Origin of the sequence: Kaistia defluvii (assembly GCF_040548815.1) — a bacterium.
GTDB lineage: Bacteria > Pseudomonadota > Alphaproteobacteria > Rhizobiales > Kaistiaceae > Kaistia > Kaistia defluvii_A.
In genome coordinates, this window is sequence record NZ_JBEPSM010000001.1 from 137497 (window position 1) to 160436 (window position 22940).

The following is a 22940-nucleotide window of genomic DNA, read 5'->3' on the forward strand; positions in this document are numbered from 1 at the left end:
CGCGCCTGTCCCCCCGCCGGAGGATATTTGCCCCCGGGGCCGTCTGCTATGGACAGCGTTCTTCAAGTTCATCGGGAGGACTACATGAACGCCAAGACCCTGCTCGCCACGGCCTTTTTCTTCACCGGCGCCAGCCTTGCGCAGGCCGCCGATCCGATCGGCGTCGCGACCAACATCGCCAACGTCCCGTTCGAGTTCCAGGATGGCAATGGCGTTCTGATGGGATTCGAAGTCGACATTCTCCGCCTGGTTGGCGAAAAGCTCGGCAGGCCGGTCAATTTCCAGGAAATGCCCTTCCAGAGCCTGTTCGCGGCGGTTCAGTCGGGCCGTTCGGATCTGGCGATCGGCTCGATCACCATCACGCCGAAGCGCCTGGAATCGGTGGCGTTCACCCAGCCCTTCTTCGACGCGGACCAGTGCCTGACCGTCGGCTCGAAGAGCGGCATCGAAGGCGTCGAGGGCATGTCGGGCAAGGCTCTCGCCGTGATCACGGGCACCACCGGCGAGATCTGGGCGACCGACAGCGAAGGCAAGCTGAAGTTCGGTTCGATCAGCCGCTATGACAGCAACCAGGATCCGATGATGGACATCGCAACCGGTCGCATTGACGGCTTCGTGCACGACTGTCCGATCGATGCCTACTACATCAAGGACAAGCCGCAGTTCAAAATCGTCGCCACCATCCCGACGAACGAACAGTTCGGTCTGATGCTTCCCAAGAACAGCCCGCTCCTGGACGACGTGAACAAGGTCATCACCGAGCTCAAGGAAAGCGGCAAGATGGCCGAATTGCACGAGAAGTGGTTCGGCATGGCCCCGGCCGAGGGATCGAGCACGGCGAAGGTGCTGCCGGTTCCGGCTCTCTGATCCTTCCCCATCCCAATGAAGTCCGGCCTGCCTCAAAGCGGGCCGGACCCGTATCCGCGGGGGCCGCATGGACCTGATCACGACCTTCTTCAATCTCGACGTTCTGAAGCAGGCGGCGCCCTTGCTGCTGCAGGGCTTCTGGCTGACCATCCTGCTGGGCGCGACCAGCCTGGTGATTTCGCTGTCGCTGGGCCTGCTGCTGGTCCTGATCCGGCTTTATGCACCCAGGCCGCTGCGCTTCCTGGCGATCGCCTATATCGACGTCTTCCGGGCGCTGCCGCTGCTGGTGCTACTGATCCTCGTCTATTACGCCCTGCCTTTCGTCGGGATCCGGCTCACATCGTTCTGGGCCGCGGCCGCCGCCTTGTCGCTGGTCGCCTCCGCCTACATGGCCGAGACGTTCCGCGCCGGCATCGAGGCGGTGCCGAGGGGGCAGTTCGAGGCCGCGCGCACGCTCGGCTTCAGCTGGCCACGCATGATGTCCGACATCATCCTGCCGCAGGCGATGCGGCTTGTCGTGCCGCCGACGACCGGCGTCTCGATCGGGCTGATCAAGGATACGGCGCTCGCGTCGGTCGTGGCGCTGCCTGACCTGCTCAAGCAGGCGACGCAGACGCAGGCCTTCTACGCCAACCCATCGCCGCTGGTCGGCGCCGCTTTGCTTTACCTGATCCTGCTGCTGCCGCTCGTGCGTCTGGTCAGCATCCTTGAAGCCCGCCAGAAGCGCTCGCGCTGATGGCAGTCCGCAATCCAGGAGCCACCGTCATGAGCGACAAGGCCGCTTCGGTATCCGGCACCGATCCCATCATCACGATGCGCAAGGTGGAAAAGCACTACGCCAAGTTCCACGCGCTGCGCGACATTGACCTCGACGTGCGCCGCGGGGAGGTGATCGCGATCATCGGACCCTCCGGCTCCGGCAAATCGACGCTGATCCGTTGCATAAACCGGCTGGAGACGATCTCGTCCGGAGAGATCGTCGTCGACGGCACCAAGGTGGAAGACGGCAAGAGCCTGGCGCGGGTGCGTGCCGAGGTCGGCATGGTGTTCCAGCAGTTCAACCTCTTCCCACATATGAGCGTGCTGCGCAACGTGGCCATCGCGCCGATGCGCGTGCGCGGCATGCCGAAGGCTGAAGCCGAGAAGCGTGCACGGCAGCTTCTGGAGCGCGTCGGACTTTCGCCGCAGGTGGACAAGTATCCCGAGCAGCTTTCCGGCGGCCAGCAGCAGCGCGTCGCGATCGCCCGCGCGCTCGCCATGGAGCCGCTGGTGCTGCTGTTCGACGAGCCGACGTCCGCGCTCGACCCGGAGATGGTGGGCGAGGTGCTCGACGTGATCCAGAGCCTTGCGGCCACCGGGGTCACCATGCTTGTGGTGACGCACGAAATGGGCTTCGCCCGCCGCGTCGCCGATCGCGTCGTCTTCATGGAGGCGGGGCAGATCATCGAGCAGGGCAGCCCCGACGACCTCTTCGACAATCCGAAAACGGACCGAGCGCGTGCCTTCCTCAGCGCCATCATGCACGGCGCCGCCTGAACGTCCTCACCACGAAAGCCTGCACGATGATTGATACCCCCGTTGAAGCACGGCCCGCCGTGCGCGCGCTGTCCAGCTCGCTGATCCGCGAAGTCGCCAATGCCGCGATGGGCAAGGCCGACGTGCTGCCGTTCTGGTTCGGCGAATCCGACCAGCCGACCGCGCCCTTCATCCGCGAGGCCGCCGCCGCGTCACTGGCCGGGGGCGAGACCTTCTATTCCCAGAACCTCGGCCGTCCCTATCTCCGCGAGGCGATCGCCGCCTATCTGAGCGACCTGCATGGCCGCGACATCCCGGTCGAGCGGGTGGTGGCAACGGGATCCGGCATGACCGGCCTTCAGGTCGCCAACCAGCTGATCCTGTCGCCCGGCGACCGGGTCGTGGTGGTGACGCCGCTCTGGCCCAACATCAGCGAGGCGCCCCTGATCCTCGGCGCAAAGGTCGAGCGCGTGTCGCTGTCGGTCGAGCACGGGCGCTGGACGCTCGACGTCGACAAGCTGATCGCGGCGCTGACGCCGGACACGCGCATGGTGATCATCAACTCGCCCAACAACCCGACCGGCTGGATGATCGACGACGAGAGCCTCCAGGCGATCCTCGCCCATTGCCGCAAGCACGGCATCTGGATCCTCGCCGACGACGTCTATGAACGGCTGGTCTATGATCCCGCGCCGCGTTCGGCCCCTTCCTTCCTGCGCCATTATCAGCCGGGTGACAGGATCATTTCGGTCAACAGCTTCTCGAAGTCCTGGTCGATGACCGGCTGGCGCATCGGCTGGATGGTGCTGCCGGAGCCGCTGGCCCAGGACGCGACCAAGCTCGTCGAATACAATTTCTCCTGCATTTTTGAGCCGACGCAGCGCGCCGCCACGGTCGCTGTTGTCGAGGGCGAGGCGGAGGTCGCGCGGATGCGCGCCCATCTCGTCCGCACGCGGGCGCTGCTGGTCGACGAGCTCAAGGCGCTCGACCGCGTCAGCGTCCCGGATGCCGGCGGGGCGATGTATGCCTTTCTGAAGATCGAAGGGCATGGCGACTCGCTCGCCCTGGCGCAGCGTCTGGTGCGCGAGACAGGTCTGGGCCTCGCGCCCGGCCGCGCTTTCGGCCCGGAAGGCGAGGGCTGGCTGCGCTGGTGCCACGCCACCACCGAGGAAAAGATCGTCGCCGGCGTCGCCCGCCTGCGGGACTTCCTGCGCCGCTAAGATCGGCGGGGGCTTCGTCGCAAGGGGCGGGGCCTCCCCCATCCGGCTGGAGACGGTATCACGAGGGTGAGGCGCTCCGCGCCTTGTCCGGCCGTGCGGCCATGCCGATCGCCGCCTCCAGCACCGTGAAGACGCGTTCGTCCTGGCATTGCGAGACGTTGAAGCGCAGGTAATTGCCGGCGGATTGCGCGACGCTGAAGGCGTTGCCCGGGGCCAGCACGATGCCGTGCCCGAGCGCCGCCCGGGCGACATCGGCGGCGTCGATGCCTTCGGGCAGCCGGCACCAGAGGAACATGCCGGCCTGCGGCTCGATCCACGGCACGAGCCCCAGGGTCCTCAACTTCGCGCCGACTTCCAGCCGCGCGCGCGACAGGCGCAGCCGCAGAGCTTCCAGATGCTTGCGATAGCCGCCGTCGCGCAGCACGGCCAGCGTCAGCTCGGCATTGAGCCGCCCGCCGCCAAAGGTGGTGGCGATCTTCAGATCGATCAGCCCTTCGATCCAGTCTGGACGCGTGGCGATGAAGCCGCAGCGCGCCGAGGCGGAAAGCGTCTTGGAGAAGCTGCCGATCTGGATCACCCGCTCCAGTCCGTCGAAGGCCGCGAGCCGCGGCGCGGGCAGGGCCTCGAAATCGGCGAAGATGTCATCCTCGATGATGGTGAGCGCGAACTGCTCGGCGAGCTTCAGCACGCGATGCGCGATGACGGGCGAGAGCGTGGCGCCGGTCGGATTGTGGATCGCCGAATTCGTGATGTAGAGGCGCGGCCGCCGCTCGGCGCAGACCTGCGCGAACGCTTCGATATCGGGGCCGTTGGGCGTGTAAGGCACGCTGACGATGACGACGCGATGCGCCTTCAACAGCGCCTGGAAATTGAAATAGCAGGGGTCGTCGACGAGCACCACGTCCCCCGGCTCGACCAGGAAGCGGCAGAGCAGGTCGATGCTCTGCGTGCCGGAATCCGTCAGCAGGATCTGGTCCGGCGGCGCCTCGACGCCCTTCTCGGCGAGCCGGCGGCCGATCAGCTGGCGCAGCGGCGCCAGGCCGAGCGGCGTGCCGTAATCGCTGAGCGCCGCGCTGTCGGCGCGCGACAGGCTGCGCAGCGCCCGGCGCAGCCCATCCTCCGGAAACCAGGCCGGCGGCAGCCAGCCGCAGCCGGGCTTCAGGTCGCCATCGCCGGCATCGAGCGATTGCCGCGACACCCAGAAGGGATCGATCTCGCGGTCGAGCTTCGGCCCGATTTCCGAAAGCGCCAGCGGCGCCGTCTGGCTGGCGACATAGAAGCCCGAGCCCGGCCGCGACTGGATCAGCCCTTCGCCGACGAGGCGCTCATAGGCTTCCACCACGGTCGAGGTCGAGACCCGCAGGCTCGCCGCCAGCGCGCGGATCGATGGCAGCTTCGCGCCCGCCGTCAGGCTGCGATTGGCGACGCGCTGCCGGATCACGGCCATGACCTGCGCGGTGAGCGTGCCGTCGCCGGCAATCCTGTCCATCCGTATTGTTTCCGTCGCCATAACAGTTTCAACCAACTGTACCGCTCTGTGTCTGGTCGAAAAAGCCCCCGCGCGCGATGAAACGTCGGGATCTTGAAAAGGTGCGACATGGACAAGGCGACGAGCGGCTGGATCAGCGGATTCATCGGCGTGCTCATCTTCAGCGGCTCGCTGCCGGCGACCCGGACGGCCGTGCTGCAGTTCGATCCGGTGTTCCTGACCGTGGCGCGCGCCGCGATCGCCGGCCTGTTGGCGCTCGCGCTTTTGCTGCTGCTTCGCCAGAAGCGGCCGGCGCGCGAAGACCTCGTGCCGCTCGCCGTCGTCGCGGGGGGCGTGGTGCTGGGCTTTCCGCTGCTGACCGCGCTGGCGCTCCAGCATGTCACCTCGGCCCATTCGATCGTCTTCATCGGCCTGCTGCCGCTTTCGACCGCGCTCTTCGGCGTCATCCGCGGCGGCGAGCGGCCGCGACCGGCCTTCTGGTTCTTTTCCGGGCTGGGCAGCGCGGCCGTCGCCGGCTTCGCGCTGGCGCAGGGGCTGACGGCTTCGCCCGCGGGCGACCTGCTGATGCTGGCGGCGATCCTCGTCTGCGGCCTCGGCTATGCGGAGGGCGGCCGGCTTTCGCGCACGATCGGCGGCTGGCAGGTGATCTCCTGGGCGCTGGTGCTGTCGTTGCCGGTGATGCTGGCCGTATCGGCGCTCTACTGGCCACCCAGCTTCGCCGGCATCGGCGCGCCGGCCTGGCTCAGCCTCGGCTATGTCTCGCTGTTCAGCATGCTGATCGGCTTCGTGTTCTGGTATCGCGGCCTGTCAAAGGGCGGCATCGCCGCCGTCGGCCAGCTGCAATTGCTGCAGCCCTTCTTCGGCCTGGCGCTCGCCGCCTGGCTGCTGCGCGAACCCGTCAGCTGGATGATGGTGGTGGTGACGCTGGCCGTCATCGCCTGCGTCGCCGGCGCCCGGCGGTTTGCGCGCTGAGAGGCGTCCGGAAAACCCTCACCCCAGCCCTCTCCCGCACGCGGGAGAGGGGGCCGATCGAGTTTGATCTCGACCTTTCGACCCCGCCCGCGGGAAAGCCCTCTCCCGCGGGCGGGAGAGGGTTGGGTGAGGGTCTTGCTTCCTGCTCGCCCTCTCGGTCACACCGGGCGACAGATCGTTCACCGAACCCTGCGTGGCGGGGGCGGGGCGGCTCGCCTACATTCCCTCTCGAACGAGCGCGGCCTTCACGCGCTCCCGAAACGGGAGATTCCCATGTCGAACGGCATCCACCACGTCACCGCGATCTCCGGTCCGGCGCGGCGTAATCTCGAATTCTATGCCGGCGTGCTCGGCCTTCGCCTCGTCAAGAAGACCGTCAATTTCGACGACCCGCGCACCTATCACTTCTATTACGGCGACGAGATCGGCCATCCCGGCACCATCCTGACCTTCTTCCCCTGGGAGCATGCAGCAGCCGGGCAAGTCGGCCGTGGCGAGACCTTCGAGACCGCCTTCCGCGTGCCCGCATCGTCGATCGGCTACTGGACGCAGCGCTTCCTGGAAAAGGGTGTCTCGCACGAGACGCCGTCGCGCCGCTTCGGCGAACCGGTGCTCGCCTTCCGCGACCCGGATGGCATGCGGCTGGCGCTGGTCGGCGTTGCCGGAGCTGAGGCGGAGCCTGGCTTCAGCGCGGGCGACATCCCGGCCGAGCATGCGCTTCGCGGTTTTCATTCCGTAACGCTGCTGCTCGACGACGCCGCCGCGACCGGCGCGATCCTGAGCGACGTCTTCGGCTTCCAGAAGGGCGGAAGCGAGGAGGCGACGCAGCGCTACCAGGTCGAGGGCACGACGCTGGGCGGCATCGTCGATCTCCGTGTCGTCGGCGGTTTTCCGCGCGGCAATCTCGGCGCCGGCACGGTGCACCATGTTGCCTTCCGGGCGGCGGATGACGCGTCGCAGGAGGCGATGGTGCGCAAGCTGGCCGAGAACCACGGCCAGCGCACGACCGCTCAGAAGAACCGGGACTATTTCCGCTCGGTCTATTTCCGCGAGCCGGGCGGCGTGCTGTTCGAGATCGCCACCGACGTTCCCGGTTTCGCGGTCGACGAGCCGCAGGCGAGCCTCGGCCAATCGCTGAAGCTGCCGGCCTTCCTGGAGCCGCGCCGCGCCGAACTCGAAGCCGTCCTGCCGCAACTCACCTAACGGAACGGCGCCCTGCGCCCAACAAAAAGCCCGCGCGGAGCGATCCGCGCGGGCCCCTTTGTTGGGTTTGAGATTGAAGGATTGCGTCTGACTAGTTGGAGACGGGAGGAGACAATCCAATCGCGGCCCGCGTTCGCTTCCATGCCTCGAAATCCGACGTGGTAGGACGACGCATCGAGGCAAGCTTTTCGAAGAATGCGTCGGCCGCAGCATGAACGTTGTTTGCGGCGGCCCGATGGGCGATCCGCTCCACCGCGCTATCCATATTCGGGCTCATGGCGGCAATCGCGAAGACTCCGAGATCGGCCGATTGTGCATCGCTGCACCGGAGCACGATTTGTTGGGCCGCGCAGGCAGCGGTCTCGTCCGATGCGAAGGGGAGGAGGTAGCAGAGGTCGCTAAACTCCATATGACCTCGAATGATCTCCATCCCGCGATGCGTGTCGAGGAATTTTCGAGTCGCCCCCAGGTCATAGCGAAGCGTCCACGACAGAAGAGTTGCCGATAGTGCCAGAGGTGTCCCCGCGTCTAGGAAGGCGTCTTGAAATATCTTGGGGAATCCCCTCTTTGCGGCCCCGAGCTTTAGCGATCTGGATGCGGATTCTCGGAAGCCGTCCCAGTCTCGTCGTGCAAGGTAGGCTATGGCCTTCCGTAAATGCCACTCTGCCTCCATTACGCCCTCGTCGTGTAGCTTCCTGAGTGTCCGGGTCTCACCATGGCTCTGGTAAAGATAATCGACCGCGGAAATTGCGGTCGCTATGTCGGCTGTCGAGGCGGTGCAGACTTCTGAATGACGCCATGTGCCATCGGCAGTCAGGGATTCGAATGCGGGCCGCAGCAATCCATCCTCTTTCCATTTTAGCTCAATGCCATGGTCGACATTGAGGTAGTGGATTTCGGCGCGGGAGCTTCTCACTTGTTGGGCATCAAGAACGTGAATTGTGTCTCCGATGGAATGAGTCGGCAGATAAATCCGGAATTTTGTTTGGAGCGTGCTTTGATTGAGGCTGTCGACGAGATCCGGACACTGGGCGTTCTTTGGCAACTGCTTGAGACGCTGGGCACGGGAGACCGAGGCACCCAGTCGAAAGTGGGGGGTGACAGCAACCGAGCAGGCAATCTCCGGATTCTCATTCAGCCCCAGGCGCAGGGAGGCGTAGCCGCCCATTGAAAAGCCCCAAGAGACCGTGCGTCGTGGATTCCATTGGACGCCGAGCTCGCGGATATGGGCGACAATCGCACTCCAGTCCGTGATGAAAAAGTCCGTCGATCGCGACTGGAAGATCACATAGTTGCAGTCGATCGGCGCTAGCAAACTGCGATAAACGGGACGATTAACGTCCAGCTCGCCAGGACCAAACACGACGAGCAGCGGTTTGCCTGGACCTTGAAAGCGTTGTCGACAACGCGTGTTCACTCCAAGGTCGGCGGCCTTCTCTGTTGACGGAACGGCGGCAGACGAGGGCCGAATGATTTCGGATAGCGCCGCGCACATGCTGCTAATTAGCGACAAGGTATCTCTCACCGTTTCAACGCAGTTCCATAGCCCCTATCGATGCACTTCGGCGCTGTTCAGCTTCTCAGAAGTGACCTGCCAGACGAATTCGAGCGGCAGATCCATGCAGCGGTGGTCGAACAGGCATTGCGCCATTCTCGTAGCATGGCAGGGCGCGCAGGGGACGTCGTTTCGCAGGACACTGACATTGGGTCCATCCGGTGCCCAAACGTCATGGTCGGCGTGGCCTGAAAACAGCACCACTGCAGGCGACCCGCCAGACGCTGCCACGTGGGCCAGACCCGTATCAAGACCCACAAAGAGCGTGCTGTCCGTGATCGCATTGACTGCTTCCAGCAGTGTCATCTCCCCGGCGCGATTGACGAGCGATGCTCCAGGCACAGCCGCGGCTATGGCGGAACAAGTCTCCCTGTCCTTGGCATCACCGACGAGTACGACCTCGAATCCACGCTCTATCAGACGTCTGCAAAGGGCGATCCAACGCTCCGTTCGCCACATTTTGATTGGCGATCTCGCGCTTGGAGCTATGGCGATCCTCCTCCCGCTCTTTGCGTGATCTCCGGCCATTGCGAGAGCCTCCGGTTTGTCACCAGGGACCCGGATACTGGCGATGGCAGCCTCGATGAGGATCGAGAGGCGAGCGCGATTGGTTAGTCCTTGGGCACTCCGGCGTCTCGCGCTCTTTTCCAGTTCGGGGAGCTCGATGTCCAGGCGCGATGTGGAACGACCAGACGCGTAGCCGACCATGAAGCGAGCGCTAAAACCGTGAAGGATCTCTCGGGTATCGCCGTCGTGGCGGAGATCGATAGCTACGTCGTAAGTCGCCTGACGCAAAGCTAGGACAGCAGGCTCATTGACGAGAGTTGTTCTACCCTCGACCAGCAAAGCACTGGCTCCAACGACGCGATCTACAACCTGAAGTGACTGGGCGAAATCGACTAGACTCGCCGCACATAGCAGCGTTATGTCTGCATTTATCCATGCTGACCTAAGTAGATTAAGGGCGGGTATCGCCGTTACGAGGTCACCTAGGTGATCGATTTTAACAACAAGTACAGTAAATCGACCGCGGTCGTCGCCTTCAATTTTCTTAGCAGCGACGATCCCTGGGACACTGTCCGCCGCGCGCAGCCCTTCTCGGAACCGCTGCAGTATGGTTTTTAGTCGTGCCATAAATGAATCTTATGTCCGGAGCGTCGTTCTTGATCAAACGGGGGGGCAATTTTACGGCTCGCAGATAATATGTCTAGCGGCGAATTATATATAGATGCATAAGTTCATTTTATCTGCGTCGGCCCGCCATTGCTTACGCTGAGCGATGGGGGAGAGGATATAGTAAATTGAAAAAAGTATTGGCCGAATTTAGACGATTCTCGCGGCGCGTCGCTGCGATCAAGCAGGCTCGACAGATAGCCAAGGATATTCGAGAGCGTCGACAAGATGCGAAGGCGGGATTGCTACCCAAAGTTGCTATCCGGGTGACCGGAGGCATTGGCGATCATATCGTGGCCGCGCGGTTCTTAAGGGATCTGCTGGCGGCAGCAGGCCCACTCGCCTTCGACGTCTATTCGCCCAAGCGAGAGGTCGCGGCATGGATCTTCCAAGCGCTGGATGCTCCCGTGCGGTGTTTCAACGAGAGGATTCTCTGGGACCGCCTTCGACCCGACTATGTCCTCTCACTCTATGTTACCCAGTTTGCCGTCGTGTACGCCGATACGGCCGACTGGCAGTATCTATCCGAGCACGCGCCACGGCTTTTTGAAATTTGCGTCAAGCTCGAGGAATTTCGCCCGCGTATCGAGACGTGCGTTCAAAACCATCCGCTGCTGGACGGTCATCTGGGCCGGATTGCCACCTTTATGGGTTTCGCCCGGCGAAATTTTCTGCAGGGAATGGCCGGCATCCCGTACGGCGGCGACATGTTGGCCCTCGACACGGATCCGGATGCTTTAGTAAAGTTCGGACTTGCCGGTAAGCGCTACATCACTGTTCACAACGGCTTTGATGCAGAGTTCGATAAAGCCAGCCTGACCTCCACGAAGGTCTATTCCGAATTTAGCAATGTCATCTCACAGACGAAGCGCCTTTTCCCCGACCTCCTCGTCATCCAGGTCGGCACGAGCACCAGCAGGCCGATTCCTTCGGCGGACATGAATTTAATCGGCGCGACCAACCTTCGCGAACTGGCGGCGATCATCAAGAATTCTTGGCTGAATCTCGACAATGAGTCCGGCGTCGTCCATTTGGCCAGTTGCTTCGACGTCCGGTCCTGCGTCGTCTTTGGGCCGACTTCGCTGGAATATTATGCGTATCCGCAGAACATCAATTTGCCGCCTCCCGTATGCGGCGGATGCTGGTGGGTCAACGAGGACTGGATGAATCGCTGTGCGAAGGGGCATGAGCAGGCACCATGCATGTCCCAACAATCACCGGAGACAGTGGTTGTAGCGCTGCGCGACCATCTGTCCGCCTGGTATGCGGAAGAGCAGGACCTACCGGAAAGGGCTCCGTTCGTCGATGCCGATGGGGCAACAAGCGCTGAACCAAGGTTTGGCACTAGACTGGTTGTTGACGGCATGGTTCGTTTCGTTCTTGGCACTGTGGGTGCTTGGGTGGCCATCGGCCAGTTGATAGCCTGAAGAAGGATACGCGCGTCGCGTGTGACGCCCTACGCCCAACAAAAAAAGCCCGCGCGGAGCGATCCGCGCGGGCTTTGTTTTGTGACGTCCAGCGTCCGGGGCATGCCTCAGGCGTTGATGTCGACGTCCTTGGTTTCCTTGCCGAGCACCAGCGCGATCAGCGTCAGCACGCCCATGGCCGAGAGATAGACGCCGACCCAGAACGGGCTGCCGGCGCCATAGCTCCAGAGCGCCACGGCGATGAACGGCGCCACGGCGGCGCCCAGGATCGACGAGACGTTGTAGGAAATGCCCGAGCCGGTATAGCGCACATTGGCCGGGAACAGTTCCGGCAACAGCGCGCCCATCGGACCGAAGGTCATGCCCATCAGCGTGAAGCCGAGGATCAGCCAGGCCATGACGCCAAACGTGCCGAGCGACAGGATCGGCACCCAGAGCAGGCCGAACAGGATGATGCCGAGCGTGACCCAGATCAGCGTCTTGCGGCGGCCCCAGCGATCGGCCCAGGGGCCGGAGGCGAGCGTGAAGATGCCGAAGAACACGACGCCGGCGATCATCATCAGCACGAAGGTGCGATAATCGAAGCCGAGGCCCGGCAGCGGCGCGTTGACGCCGGCGCGGCCATAGCTGAGCGAGAACGTCGTCATCAGGTAGAACAGCACATAGGTCGCCAGCATGTAGAAGGTGCCGAGGATCAGCTCCCTCCAATGCAGCTTGAAGGCGGCGGCGAGCGGAACCTTCTGGACCTTGCCGGTCTCGACCGTCTTCTCGAAAGCGTTGCTCTCGACGAGGTTGAGCCGGACCCAGAGGCCGACGATCACCATGACGGCCGAGAACAGGAACGGAATGCGCCAGCCCCATTCGAGGAAGGCGGTCGACGGGCGCGACGGATCGTCGGAGGGCAGCAGCGCCGCGATGATCAGGAACAGGCCGTTGGCGATGATGAAGCCGAGCGGTGCGCCGAGCTGCGGGAAGGTGCCGAAGATGGCGCGCTTTCCGGGCGGTGCGTTCTCGGTCGCGACCAGCGCCGCGCCGCTCCACTCGCCGCCGAGCGCGAAGCCCTGGGCGAGACGCAGGATCACCAGCATGGCGGGGGCGAGCCAGCCCACCGTGCCATAGGTCGGCAGCACGCCGATCAGGAAGGTGGCGATGCCCATGGTGAGCAGGGCGCCGACCAGCGTGATCTTGCGGCCGCGCTTGTCGCCCATATGGCCGAAGAAGATGGCGCCGAGCGGACGGGCGACCATGGCCGCGCCGAACACGGCGAAGGAGGCGAGCAGCGCCGTGGTGTCATTGCCGGTCGGGAAGAAGAGGTGCGGGAACACCAGCACCGCCGCCGTGGCGTAGACGTAGAAATCGTAGAACTCGATGGTGGTGCCGACGAGACTGGCCAGGAGGACGCGAGCGCGCGAATTGGCCGGCGCGGCGTTCCTTGCTGTCGCGGCGAGGGTCGATGCCATGGGTACCATGCTCCAAGGGGACGCGGCAGCGGCGACAGGCAGTGTCCTCGTCCGGATCAGGCTGGCGATGATGCTGGCAGGTCGCGGGCGGGGCGACGGGCGCCGTTGCTTTGCGTCAAGATGATGGCAGTGGCTATAGCCGAGCTTTTGCCCGAATGCACCCTTGAATCGCCGATTTTCGGGCGGCGCGGGCGATCTGGCGCCGCTCGCGAAGGATCCGGCGGGTGCGGAAGCAAGACGACGCGCAAAATCGGGTTCGCGCGTCGAAGTCGTGTCGAGGTCGATGACACGCATCGCGTGCCGGAAATCGCCGGGCGGGTGCTGGGCTTACTTGTCGGCCATGCGCTTCAGGCGGTCGAGCACTTCGGCGACGACGATGTTCGGCGGCGGCTGGCGGGTGCCGGCCTTGAGGTTGCTCGGCACGTTCAGCCGCGCCTTGACGGCTTCGATGTCGACATCCTTGGCGCCGGGGATCGAGGCGACGAAGGCCATGATCGCCGTCATGCCGGCATCGATGTTGCGCATGGCGTGGTTGATCTCGTCGATCAAAGCCTTGGTATTGGTGTCCATTCCGCCGTTCTCCTTCAATAGGCGCGGCTTGATCCCATGAATTGGCGGGACTGTCGAATCCGGCGCAACGCGGCGGAGGGTGGCAGGGGCTGCGGACGATCCGACGGGCGAGTGGGTGGGTCTTCTGCCGCCGCGTAACGTGATTCGCCTTCCGCTTCGGCGCCTGTCAGGGGGTGTCATGGGCTGCCAGCGTGTGCCGTTTCGGCAACATTGGGAAAATTAACATCACGCCAGCCGGCCGCTTTCAAAGTTCGGTTGCATGGCGAAGGTGACGTTAACGTTAGTTCGTCTGCCAAACTGATTTCACCATATATATTTAAAAATTCGAACTAAATTAGGCGCGGCCTTTATCAAAAGTTGCATTACCATCCTTACGAAACGGAAGGGAGTCCCGGGAGTTGCAAATTGCAACTTGAAAGGGAGATATCTGGACGCTGCGACCACGGTCCTGCTCATATCTCAGGCATGCGGATGCGCTTGGCGGCACGAGGGGCTTGTCGCCGGCGCGGAATGTCAATCCGAGCTTTGACCCGGGGGACTGGATGTCTGAGATTTATCGAAACACGGGCCGCAAGGCCTGGCTGCTGAGTTCTGCCTCCGGCGCAGTGCTCCTCGCCGGCATGGCCGTCATGACGCCGGAACAGGCGCTGGCGGCTTGTACGGTTAATGGAAACGGTTTCTCCAATCGGACGATCACCTGCGGGACTGGTACGCAGGCAGGACTCACGACGGGGACGTTGGCGAACATAACCACGAATATCGACGCCGGCGCGGCGGTGAACTCGCCTATCTCCGCCTCGGCAGGCGGCAGCTTCACGTTCAACATGAACAGCCAGAACAGTGCGATCGTCGGCGCCGGTACGATGGTGACGGCGACCTCTGGTGGTGCTCAGAATTGGACAATCGACGGCAATATCCAGAGCACGACTAGCGATGCGATCGTCAGCACGCTGGGTGGCGGCACATTCAACATGACCATCGGCACGACGGGTCAGGTGACGGCTGCCGACGATGCCATCACCATTACCAAGATCCTTGGCAATGAGGCGATGACGTTGACCAACCATGGCGATGTCTTCGGCGGTGCCAACGCCGGAAACAACGGCATCACGATTGCCAATGCCTTGGGCAGCGGGGCGGTCCAGGTCAACAATGACGGTCGTGTCGGTCACAGCAACCATGCGATCGGCGGCACCGCAGTCAGCGTCACAACTGGCGTCGCCGACGTCACCGTGAGAAATTACGGGAATGGCTCGATCTATGCCGGCGAAGGCGGCGTTCGCCTGGTCCTCGGGACCGGTGATGGTGTCGTGCGAAACGAGGACAATGCCGCGATCACGGTCACGGACGGCATCGCGACCAGTATCGTCTCTGCTGCCGGCGACGGTTCGGTCTACAATACGTCCACCAAGGCAATCAGCGGCGCCGATGGCGGTGTCAACATTCTCGTCGGCGGCAAGGGGACTGTCGAGAATACGGGTGCCGGCGGCATCTATTCCAGCGCCGGTGTCGCGGTCAATATCGACTCGGGCGATGATGCCAAGGTGGTGAATACCGGCTTGGGCGGCATTCATGGCGCGACCGGCGGCGCCAATATCCTCACGCTTGGCAATGCCTCCTTCGACAATACCGGCGGCGCCGTAACGACGACCGACGGCACCGGCATTTCCGCTGTGGCCCTGCTCAACGGCGACGTGACGATTCTGGGCGACGCAGCGTCCTCCGTGACGTCGACCAACGGCTCCGGCATCTTTGGAGCGGCACTGGGCAACGGCGACGTCTCGATCGATGCCGGCACAGTCAATGCCGGCGCTGACAATGCCTTCACGATCCCCGGGCTGGGCATCGGTGTTGGCGGTGGCGTTGTCGGCGTGGCGCTCGGCGACGGTGCGGTCGATGTCCGCCTGCACGGCAATGTCTCGGTGGACGGCGGCATGTTCGGCGGCGCCGCGATCGCGCTCGGCACTGGCCATGCGATCGTGACGCTCGACGACGGCGTCGACATCGATCCGCCGGTGATCGGCATGGCAGCGATCTCCGTCAACGGCAATTCGACCGTCAACATCGGCAACAACAGCAGCGTCGATGCCACCCTGGCCGGCGCGGTGGGGCTCAATTTCGGCAGTGGCGGCATCACTGTTGATGTCGGCGACGACAGCACCATCGGCGATGCCACGGTACCGACGTTCGGCATCCTCACGCTCGACACGTCCGGCAGCGTCCCGACGCAGATCACGATCGGCACGGACTCCGTCGTCAACGGCCAGACCAGCGCCATCCTCGCCATTGCGGCGGGCTCGGGCTCGACCGTCTCGATCGCCAACAATGGCGGCAAGATCGTAGGCGGCGACGGTTCGGCGCCGGTGATCGGCGTCTACTCCGACAGTGGGGCCGTCATCGACAACAACAACTACGACGACGGCACCAACGTTCATCGCGGCCTGATCCAGAACGCGAGTGAGGCGCCGGGCGATCTCGCCGTCCTGACCGCTGGCGGCCAGATGACCCTCAACAACAATGGCGACGTCATCGGCCGGGTGATCGCGCTCACCACCAATGGCGGCAGCAACGCGTTCACCAATGACGAGGGCAGCACCTGGACGACGTCGGGCGCCAGCACCTTCATCACCACCGGTTCGGGCAGCAACACGCTGACCAATGCCTTGGGTGCTGAGGTCGACCTGTCCAACGGCATGATCACCCTCGGCGCCATCGGCGGCGACAATACGCTCGCCAACAACGGCAGCTTCGACGTCATCGGCGCGGCGATGTTCAATCTCGGCAGCGTCTCCGGCGACAACTTCGTGCAGAACAGCGGCGGCTTCACCAGCCAGGGCGCCGTCATGTTCAATCTCGGCTCCGTCTCCGGCAACAACGACTTCACCAACACCGGCGAAATGGAATTCACAGGCCTCAATGCTTTCGATTTCGGCACGGTCGAGGGCAACAACAACCTGACAAATGAGGGCTATATCGGCGTGGCCGGCATCACGGCCTTCAACTTCGGATCGGTGAATGGCAACAACACCGTCACCAATGAAGGCGGGTTCGAGACCTACGGACTGACAACGTTCAATTTTGCTGCCGGCGGCACCAGCACGTTCAACAACAACGACTCCTTCGCGACGAACGGGGTGACGTCCTTCCTCGGCCTCGACCACTTCAACAACAATGGCATGCTGACCATGGTGAACGGCCAGTATGACTACGGCCTGATGACCATGCCGGGGACGGAAACGCACGTCGGTGACTGGACGCTGATCGACGGCAATTTTGTTGCGAGTCCGGACAGCAGCCTGGCGGTCGATGCTCGGCTCAGCGTCAAGGGCGACTCCGCCTCGGACCTTCTGTCGATCACCGGCGACGTCGTCGGCACGACAAAGGTCTATGTGAACTACGACACCTCGGCGATCGGCGGCTACAATCCCGACGGGATCACCGTGGCTCGCGTCTGGTCGGGCAACACTTCGGAAGGCGACTTCAAGCTTGCCAACGGTCCGATCGATCGCGGGCTCTACACCTACGATCTGTTCCTCAAGTCCGAAGCCGAGGGCGGTGGCATGAGCCCGATGGCCGAGACCGAGGGCGGCGCGTCCTGGGTTCTCGCCAGCTATGCCGATGCCAGCGCCTACAACCTGTCCGCGTTCACCGGGCTTGCCCAGGGTGTGTGGAACACCACGTCGGATAGCTGGATTGACCGGGCCGGCGACCTGCGCGTCAGCGCCGAGGGCACCGATCCCTCGAAGCGGTCCGGCATCTGGGGCCGGATGATCGGCAACGGCGCCAACCGCAGCACCGATGCCACTATCACCCCGTTCCAGAACCAGTCGGTCAAGATCGACACCGGCTACGACCAGACGCTCTGGGGCTTCCAGGCCGGTATCGACCATGAGTTCGAAGGCACGGTCGCCGATGGCGTGCTGGTTGCCGGCGTGCTCGCCGGCTACGTCACCAGCAATGTCGATTTCGACAATGGCGAAAGCGTCAAGCTCTCCGGCCCGCAGGTCGGCGTCTATGCGACCTGGGTCAAGGGCGGGCTCTATGTCGACGGCCTGGTCAAGGGCGACTTCCTCAAGGCCGACTACAATGTCGGCGGCGCGGATGACAGCACCGACTCCACCACGATCGGTGTCCGCGTCGAGTCGGGCTATCGCTTCCTGACCTCGACCCGCATGTTCATCGAGCCGAATGCGAGCCTCGCCTACGCCCACACCAAATTCGACGACATCAACGTCTCCGGCACGGCGGTGAACTTCGACAATGGTGACGGTCTGGAAGGCAAGCTGGGTGCGCGCTTCGGCGGCTCCACGCTCAAGGACGGCGTCAAGTATGACCCCTATGTCAGCCTCGGCATTGCCGGGGAACTGCTGAGCAACAACTCGGTCTTCCTCGATAGCGGCCCGGGTCTCGTCGTCGAGGACGACGCGCCGGACGTCTTCGGCGAGGTCGGCGCGGGCATCAACATCTTCTCCAGCAAGAGCGGATGGACCGGCTTCGCCAAGGCAGACCTTCGCTTCGGCGACGACTATTTCGGCGGCACCGGCAAGATCGGCGCCCGCTGGGCCTGGTAGGCACGCCTGCCGAAACGACATGCCGCCGGCCCCAGGGCCGGCGGTTTGCATTTGCAGGCTGGCTTGCGTCGCCTTCGGGGTGTCGTCGTCGCGGTCGCGCCATAGAACCCGCCGCCCGCGCGCGAACCGCCTCCGGGCCTGCTGCAAAAGGGCCGGGGACGGACCGCGCGACGCATCGCCCGGATACCCGCCTCGGCGTTCCAACCGGGGCGCCGGCGGACGCAGCGTCTGTGGCACTTTTCCCAGCCTCGGGCCCGGATCGAACGGGGCCTTCATCTTCCGCTGGCATGTCGGCAGCGCTCGTCTATAGAGAGACATCTACGGCGCTCTCTTGCCGTCGCGGAAGTCCGGGGCGAGGTTGGGCGTATCGTTTCAGTTCGGGGGATTCAGATGTTCCACTTCGCGCGCCGCCTGCGGCCTTCGCTTTTCACCGCCGCGCTGCTGCTCGCCGCGCCCGGCCTCGCCTCGGCGCAGGACAAGGGCGGCGACGTGCCGGTCCTCGGCGCCAACAAGGCGGTTGCCGCCCCGAGCTGGCTCAGCACCTGCCAGGGCCCCGGCCGCGCCGCAGAGCTCGAATGCCAGATGGAGCAGCGCGCGGTCATCTCCGGCTCGGGCCAACTGATCGGCTCGATCACGATCCGCGTCCCCTCGCAGACGCGCAAGCCCGTGCTGATGATCCGCGGACCGCTCGGCCTGTCGCTGGCCGGCGGCGTCACCGTCGATGTCGATGATGCTTCGCCGCTGGCGCTGCCGCTGCAGACCTGTGACGCCGGCGGCTGCTATGCCGGCGCGCCGGTCTCGGACGAGCTGCTGGCCGCGATGTTCAAGGGCCAGAAGCTCAATGTGACGTTCCAGAACCTCAACAAGGAACCGATCAAGCTGCCGATGTCGCTGGCGGGCTTCTCGGCCACATACGGCAAGATCAAGTAAGGCGGCGCGACGGAAACGGGGGGCTCTGCCCCCGCGGCTTTCCGTCGGGTAGGGATCGATGGCGAGTGGGGGCGCCGAGCGATGCGCGACGCATATGACGAGGAGGAATCGGGCGGGCGACCGGTCCTCTGGGGGATTTTCGCGGTACTGTTCGTGGCGCTGGTCGTCGCGCTTGGGCTGACCTGGCGCGGCGCCGGCCTCGATCGCCTGCTCGCGGTGATCGGCATCGACCGAAGCGCGAGCGAGTCGGCGCCCGTCATCCACGCCGCCGATGTCGGCGCGCCCAGCCTCGATGTCGGCGAACGGGTCGGCGATTGGTTCGTCGCCTGCGATGCGCCGGCGAAGGGCTGTTCCCTCACGCAGACGGTCCGCCAACCGGGCATGCCGGCGGTCTCCTGGCGGATCGAGCGGAACGCCGCCGGCGAGCTCGTGGGCGTCTGGACGATGCCGACGGGGATCATGGTAGGGCGGGGCATGCAGCTGGCGCTCGACGACGGCAAGCCGAGCGTGGTGCCCTATGATTCCTGCGCGCAATCCTCCTGTGAGGTACGGGCCAAGCTCGGTCCCGATTTCGTCGAGCTGATGCGGGCCGCCCGCCGGACCGGCACCACCGTGACCCTGAAGGGCGGCGCCACCCAGACCTATGGCTTCAGCCATGACGGCCTCGCCACCGGATTGACGCGCCTGATCGCCGCCAAATAGCCGGCGCGACCGACGCGGCATTGACGTTTCGTCATGCGCTTGCCAGCATGATCCCGAAGCCCGCCGCGGACCCTTCGCAGGCCGGCTTCGCCTGGATCGTGCGGCAGGGGGCAGGGGCGCATGAACGGCAATCCGTCAAACGGGTTCCGCTGGGCCGTGCTGGCAGCGCTCAGCCTGATGCTGGCGAACGATGCGCTGGGCGGGCCGGTCCGCTATGCCCTCGCGCCGATCGGCCTGGTCGGCCTCTCCTATGCGCCGTTCCTCATCGCAGCCAGCCTGATCCTGGCCTATGGGCTCGCGGCGCTGGCGACGCTGCGAGCGGATGCGATCGCGATCGCCATCTTCCTGCCGGCCTTGCTTTGGCTGTCCTATGCGCTGTTGCTGGGGTTGCCCAGGGCGCAGGCCGCCTTCGGCCTCTATACCTGGGTGCCGTTCTTCCTCGGCATGCTCGCGGTCGCGACCGGGGCGAGGGCGGGGGCGCTTCGGCTGATCGCCGGGGTCTGGGCGGTGGCCGTGATCGGCGTGCTCGCCAACGCGATGATGCCGTTTCCCTGGGTCGGCGAGAGCTATGAAATCCTCGGCGTGCAGGCGGAGTTTGCGCGCGCATGGCAGGCCTTTGGTGTCGAGAGGTTGCCGGGCTTCTCCCGCGCAAGCTTTACGGCCGCCAACCAGATCGCGATCGGCGGGGCCCTGCTGATTGCCGGCGAGATCCGGCGCGCCGCGAAACTTGCCATATGGCTGCTGTCGGTTTTGGGCATCGCGCTGACGACGTCGAAGGCGCCGCTCGCCGCCATCCTCGTCGCGCCGCTTTGCCTCGCCTTGTATGACCGGCTCGCCGCCGCCCGTCGCTTCCGCTTCAGCCAGTGGATCATTGGCGGCCTGCTCGCTGTCGCGATCGGCCTGCCCCTGGCGGCGCTGGTGGGGTTTCGGTTCGGCGAAAGCGGAAACCTGGCCTTCCTGTCACTCGGCTCGGTCGGCGTGCGGATGGACGAGATGTGGCCGCGCGCCTATGCGCTGCTCGAGCCCTATTGGCCGCGCCTCGCGCTGGGTGTCGGCTTTGGCGGCATCGGGGCAGGGCAGGCCTATTTCGATGCTGCGCGATTCAGCCCCGGCGACAATCTGTTCGTGTTCCTGTTCGTGACGTTCGGCTTCGGCTCGCTGCTGTTCGCGGCCCCGTTCTGGCTGGGCAATCGCCGGCTGTTCCAGGCCGCGCCCGCTGCCCATCGCGAGCTGTTCCTGGTGGCCATCCTCGTGCTCGTCCTCGGTGCGATGGCCAATATCGTGGAATCCGTCATTCCGGGCTTCCTGCTGGGCATGCTGGCCGGCAAGGCGCCGGATCCACGCGCCGCGGCCTTCGAGGGTCAGCCGGCCATCCGGTCCGGGCGGCAGTTGCGCCTCGACCCGGTGCGGATCTAGCGATGCGGATCCTGGTCGTCGCCGCGCTCTATCCCCCCGACAGCCGCGGCGGCGCGGAGAATTCCGCTGCCAATTTGACCCGCTGGCTGGCGCGGCAAGGGCACGAGATGGCGGTGCTGACCACCGCGGGCTCGCGCGCCGAAGAGTTGCACGGCGTCGAGATCGACGGCATCCGGATCTGGCGGCTCCGCACCGCGCATCTCTATCCCGCCCGCAACGCCCCGGTCGCGCCGCGCTGGAAGAAGCCGATCTGGCATCTGCAGGACCATATGGATCCCCGCAATCCCGGCCTGGTGGCCAAGGTGATCGAGGCGTTCCGGCCGGATTTCGTCAACGTCCATTTCGTGCAAGGGATCGGCTACAACGCCCTCGCGGAAATTGCCAGCGCCGGCGTGCCGGCGCTGTTCCTGCTGCACGATCTCGGCCTTGCCTGCATGCGGATGTCGATGTTCCGCGATGGCGCCAACTGCGCCCGGCAATGCCTGGGCTGCCGGCTGTCCAGCCGCTACAAGGCGGCGTTGATCGCCCGTTTCAAGCGGATCGGCTTCTGTTCGCCTTCGCGCGCCAATCTGGCGACGCTCTCGGCGCTCTTCCCGATCGACCGCTATCCCCACACCAGCATCCCCAATCCCAATCTCTATGATCGGCCGGACCTGCCGCGCCCGGCCTCTGACCTTGTCCGGCTGCTCTATGTCGGACGGCTGCATCGCAGTAAGGGTGTTGAGCTGTTGCTGGAGGCAGCGGAAGGTCTGGCGGCCACGCATCGCTTCCAGCTGACGATCGTCGGCGGGGGAGCGGAAGCGGCGCGGCTCAAGGACCGCTATCCCCCTTCGACCTGGCTACGTTTTGCCGGCCATGTGCCGGAGGCGGCGGTGTCGGGATACATGCGCGATGCCGACCTTCTCTGCGTCCCCTCGCTCTGGCAGGAGAACTGGCCCGGCGTGGCGGTGCGGGCGCTGGAGTTGGGGCTGCCGGTGCTTGGCAGCCGGATCGGCGGCCTGCCGGAGCTGATCGATCCCGGCCAAACCGGCGACCTTGTGCCGGCGGGAGACCGCGCCGCATGGATCGCCGCGCTCCGGCGCGTGCTTGAAAACCCGATGGAGCTGGCGCGCTGGCAGCGGAACGCCGAGGCAATGCGCGGGCGCTTCGACCAGGACCGGCTGGGCGAACGGATGCTGGCCTTCATGGCCACCATCGCCGGATCTTCCGCCGCAGCGACGGAAGCACGCGAGGACTGATTCAGATGTCGATGCCGGTGGCTCGCTCGTCCGTCGCCGGGAGGATGCGGGCCGGAATCCCCACGGCGGTGTGACCGGCCGGTATGTCGCTCAGCACCACGGCGTTGGCGCCGACCGTGACTCGATCGCCCAGCGTGACGCCGCCAAGGATCTTCGCCCCGGCCGATATGCGGCAGTAGTCGCCGAGCATGGGGACCTCGGGCCTGTCGGGATCGCGCCGTCCGAGCGTCACCTGCTGGAAGAGGGTCGCATGCGCGCCGACCACCGTGCCCGCGCCGATGACGATGCCGGTTGGATGCGGCAGGTAGAGTCCGCCGGCGATGCTGGAGTCCGGCGCGATGTGGCAGCTGGTCGAGATCGTGGCGCCATACCAGAGCAGGCGGCGCAGCAATCGGCCGGCGAGCGGCACGCGGATCGCCGCCTCCTGCAGGCGGATCGACAGCGCCAGCTGAAAGCCGGGCTCAAGCAGGACGAGGCGCAGCAGCAACCGAAAGTCCGCCGGTCGGCCCGTCGCCTTGGCCCAGGCGTGAAAATCCTGCCGCAGCTTGTCGAAGGGCGAGCTTGATTCCGCAGCCTGCCGCATGGATGCCCCCGCATCGGAACGGCAGCCAGTCTGGAAGGAAAAGCGGCGG

General features: G+C 64.8%; 18 protein-coding genes. 12 read left to right on the forward strand and 6 right to left on the reverse strand.

The features are described from left to right. Positions 1 to 84 precede the first annotated feature (84 nt). From ABIE08_RS00715 to ABIE08_RS00730, 4 genes are all read left to right on the forward strand, one after another. Positions 85 to 867, forward strand: coding sequence for a transporter substrate-binding domain-containing protein (locus ABIE08_RS00715; protein WP_354547998.1), 783 nt, complete (start codon positions 85 to 87; stop codon positions 865 to 867). Between the two features lie 67 nt (positions 868 to 934). Further along, complete coding sequence (locus ABIE08_RS00720; protein WP_354547999.1) at positions 935 to 1603, forward strand: amino acid ABC transporter permease; 669 nt, start codon at positions 935 to 937, stop codon at positions 1601 to 1603. A 29-nt stretch (positions 1604 to 1632) separates the two neighbouring features. After that, on the forward strand, positions 1633 to 2403 hold the full coding sequence (locus ABIE08_RS00725; RefSeq protein ID WP_354548001.1) for an amino acid ABC transporter ATP-binding protein: 771 nt from the start codon (positions 1633 to 1635) through the stop codon (positions 2401 to 2403). A gap of 26 nt (positions 2404 to 2429) precedes the next feature. Continuing rightward, positions 2430 to 3602 carry a pyridoxal phosphate-dependent aminotransferase gene (locus ABIE08_RS00730; RefSeq protein ID WP_354548002.1) on the forward strand — a complete coding sequence of 391 codons (1173 nt, stop codon included), beginning with the start codon at positions 2430 to 2432 and terminating at the stop codon, positions 3600 to 3602. 58 nt (positions 3603 to 3660) lie between these two features. Here ABIE08_RS00730 and ABIE08_RS00735 read toward each other — a convergent pair whose 3' ends face one another. Continuing rightward, positions 3661 to 5112: a PLP-dependent aminotransferase family protein gene (locus tag ABIE08_RS00735; protein ID WP_436409487.1), complete on the reverse strand. Its 1452-nt coding sequence runs from the start codon at positions 5110 to 5112 to the stop codon at positions 3661 to 3663. An 87-nt stretch (positions 5113 to 5199) separates the two neighbouring features. Here ABIE08_RS00735 and ABIE08_RS00740 point away from each other — a divergent pair, with 87 nt between their 5' ends. Both ABIE08_RS00740 and ABIE08_RS00745 read left to right on the forward strand, forming a co-directional pair. Next, the gene (locus tag ABIE08_RS00740; protein WP_354548004.1) at positions 5200 to 6063 is read left to right on the forward strand and encodes a DMT family transporter; all 864 of its coding nucleotides are present in this window, start codon (positions 5200 to 5202) and stop codon (positions 6061 to 6063) included. Positions 6064 to 6336: 273 nt separating this feature from the next. Beyond that, positions 6337 to 7266 (forward strand): ring-cleaving dioxygenase, encoded by a 930-nt coding sequence (locus ABIE08_RS00745; protein ID WP_354548006.1) that lies wholly within the window; start codon positions 6337 to 6339, stop codon positions 7264 to 7266. 91 nt (positions 7267 to 7357) lie between these two features. Here the strand turns inward: ABIE08_RS00745 and ABIE08_RS00750 are convergent, their stop codons facing one another. Further along, positions 7358 to 8779, reverse strand: coding sequence for a hypothetical protein (locus tag ABIE08_RS00750; protein WP_354548007.1), 1422 nt, complete (start codon positions 8777 to 8779; stop codon positions 7358 to 7360). A 36-nt stretch (positions 8780 to 8815) separates the two neighbouring features. After that, positions 8816 to 9955: a glycosyltransferase family 9 protein gene (locus ABIE08_RS00755; RefSeq protein WP_354548008.1), complete on the reverse strand. Its 1140-nt coding sequence runs from the start codon at positions 9953 to 9955 to the stop codon at positions 8816 to 8818. A 167-nt stretch (positions 9956 to 10122) separates the two neighbouring features. Between ABIE08_RS00755 and ABIE08_RS00760 the strand changes: the two genes are divergently transcribed. Beyond that, positions 10123 to 11421 carry a glycosyltransferase family 9 protein gene (locus ABIE08_RS00760; protein WP_354548009.1) on the forward strand — a complete coding sequence of 433 codons (1299 nt, stop codon included), beginning with the start codon at positions 10123 to 10125 and terminating at the stop codon, positions 11419 to 11421. A gap of 107 nt (positions 11422 to 11528) precedes the next feature. Here ABIE08_RS00760 and ABIE08_RS00765 read toward each other — a convergent pair whose 3' ends face one another. Beyond that, positions 11529 to 12881, reverse strand: a complete 1353-nt coding sequence (locus tag ABIE08_RS00765; protein ID WP_354548011.1) for an MFS transporter — start codon at positions 12879 to 12881, stop codon at positions 11529 to 11531. Positions 12882 to 13208: 327 nt separating this feature from the next. After that, positions 13209 to 13451, reverse strand: a complete 243-nt coding sequence (locus tag ABIE08_RS00770) for a hypothetical protein (protein WP_354548012.1) — start codon at positions 13449 to 13451, stop codon at positions 13209 to 13211. A 737-nt stretch (positions 13452 to 14188) separates the two neighbouring features. Here ABIE08_RS00770 and ABIE08_RS00775 point away from each other — a divergent pair. The 5 genes from ABIE08_RS00775 to ABIE08_RS00795 all read left to right on the forward strand — a co-directional run bounded on the left by ABIE08_RS00775 (position 14189) and on the right by ABIE08_RS00795 (position 22308). After that, the gene (locus ABIE08_RS00775; protein ID WP_354548013.1) at positions 14189 to 18022 is read left to right on the forward strand and encodes an autotransporter domain-containing protein; all 3834 of its coding nucleotides are present in this window, start codon (positions 14189 to 14191) and stop codon (positions 18020 to 18022) included. Between the two features lie 390 nt (positions 18023 to 18412). Further along, positions 18413 to 18952 carry an invasion associated locus B family protein gene (locus ABIE08_RS00780; RefSeq protein ID WP_354548015.1) on the forward strand — a complete coding sequence of 180 codons (540 nt, stop codon included), beginning with the start codon at positions 18413 to 18415 and terminating at the stop codon, positions 18950 to 18952. An 81-nt stretch (positions 18953 to 19033) separates the two neighbouring features. After that, the gene (locus ABIE08_RS00785; protein ID WP_354548016.1) at positions 19034 to 19654 is read left to right on the forward strand and encodes an invasion associated locus B family protein; all 621 of its coding nucleotides are present in this window, start codon (positions 19034 to 19036) and stop codon (positions 19652 to 19654) included. A gap of 120 nt (positions 19655 to 19774) precedes the next feature. Next, the gene (locus ABIE08_RS00790) at positions 19775 to 21070 is read left to right on the forward strand and encodes a hypothetical protein (RefSeq protein WP_354548017.1); all 1296 of its coding nucleotides are present in this window, start codon (positions 19775 to 19777) and stop codon (positions 21068 to 21070) included. A 2-nt stretch (positions 21071 to 21072) separates the two neighbouring features. After that, positions 21073 to 22308 carry a glycosyltransferase family 4 protein gene (locus tag ABIE08_RS00795; protein ID WP_354548018.1) on the forward strand — a complete coding sequence of 412 codons (1236 nt, stop codon included), beginning with the start codon at positions 21073 to 21075 and terminating at the stop codon, positions 22306 to 22308. Position 22309: 1 nt separating this feature from the next. On the opposite strand, the gene ABIE08_RS00800 is transcribed toward ABIE08_RS00795, so the two are convergent. Next, positions 22310 to 22891, reverse strand: coding sequence for a serine acetyltransferase (locus ABIE08_RS00800; protein WP_354548020.1), 582 nt, complete (start codon positions 22889 to 22891; stop codon positions 22310 to 22312). Positions 22892 to 22940: the final 49 nt, after the last annotated feature.

Coding starts and splice junctions, on each gene's coding strand:
- ABIE08_RS00715 (WP_354547998.1), top strand. CDS start 85: ATGAACGCCAAGACCCTGCTCGCCACGGCCTTTTTCTTCACCGGCGCC.
- ABIE08_RS00720 (WP_354547999.1), top strand. CDS start 935: ATGGACCTGATCACGACCTTCTTCAATCTCGACGTTCTGAAGCAGGCG.
- ABIE08_RS00725 (WP_354548001.1), top strand. CDS start 1,633: ATGAGCGACAAGGCCGCTTCGGTATCCGGCACCGATCCCATCATCACG.
- ABIE08_RS00730 (WP_354548002.1), top strand. CDS start 2,430: ATGATTGATACCCCCGTTGAAGCACGGCCCGCCGTGCGCGCGCTGTCC.
- ABIE08_RS00735 (WP_436409487.1), bottom strand. CDS start 5,112: ATGGCGACGGAAACAATACGGATGGACAGGATTGCCGGCGACGGCACG.
- ABIE08_RS00740 (WP_354548004.1), top strand. CDS start 5,200: ATGGACAAGGCGACGAGCGGCTGGATCAGCGGATTCATCGGCGTGCTC.
- ABIE08_RS00745 (WP_354548006.1), top strand. CDS start 6,337: ATGTCGAACGGCATCCACCACGTCACCGCGATCTCCGGTCCGGCGCGG.
- ABIE08_RS00755 (WP_354548008.1), bottom strand. CDS start 9,955: ATGGCACGACTAAAAACCATACTGCAGCGGTTCCGAGAAGGGCTGCGC.
- ABIE08_RS00765 (WP_354548011.1), bottom strand. CDS start 12,881: ATGGCATCGACCCTCGCCGCGACAGCAAGGAACGCCGCGCCGGCCAAT.
- ABIE08_RS00770 (WP_354548012.1), bottom strand. CDS start 13,451: ATGGACACCAATACCAAGGCTTTGATCGACGAGATCAACCACGCCATG.
- ABIE08_RS00780 (WP_354548015.1), top strand. CDS start 18,413: ATGTTCCACTTCGCGCGCCGCCTGCGGCCTTCGCTTTTCACCGCCGCG.
- ABIE08_RS00785 (WP_354548016.1), top strand. CDS start 19,034: ATGCGCGACGCATATGACGAGGAGGAATCGGGCGGGCGACCGGTCCTC.
- ABIE08_RS00790 (WP_354548017.1), top strand. CDS start 19,775: ATGAACGGCAATCCGTCAAACGGGTTCCGCTGGGCCGTGCTGGCAGCG.
- ABIE08_RS00795 (WP_354548018.1), top strand. CDS start 21,073: ATGCGGATCCTGGTCGTCGCCGCGCTCTATCCCCCCGACAGCCGCGGC.
- ABIE08_RS00800 (WP_354548020.1), bottom strand. CDS start 22,891: ATGCGGCAGGCTGCGGAATCAAGCTCGCCCTTCGACAAGCTGCGGCAG.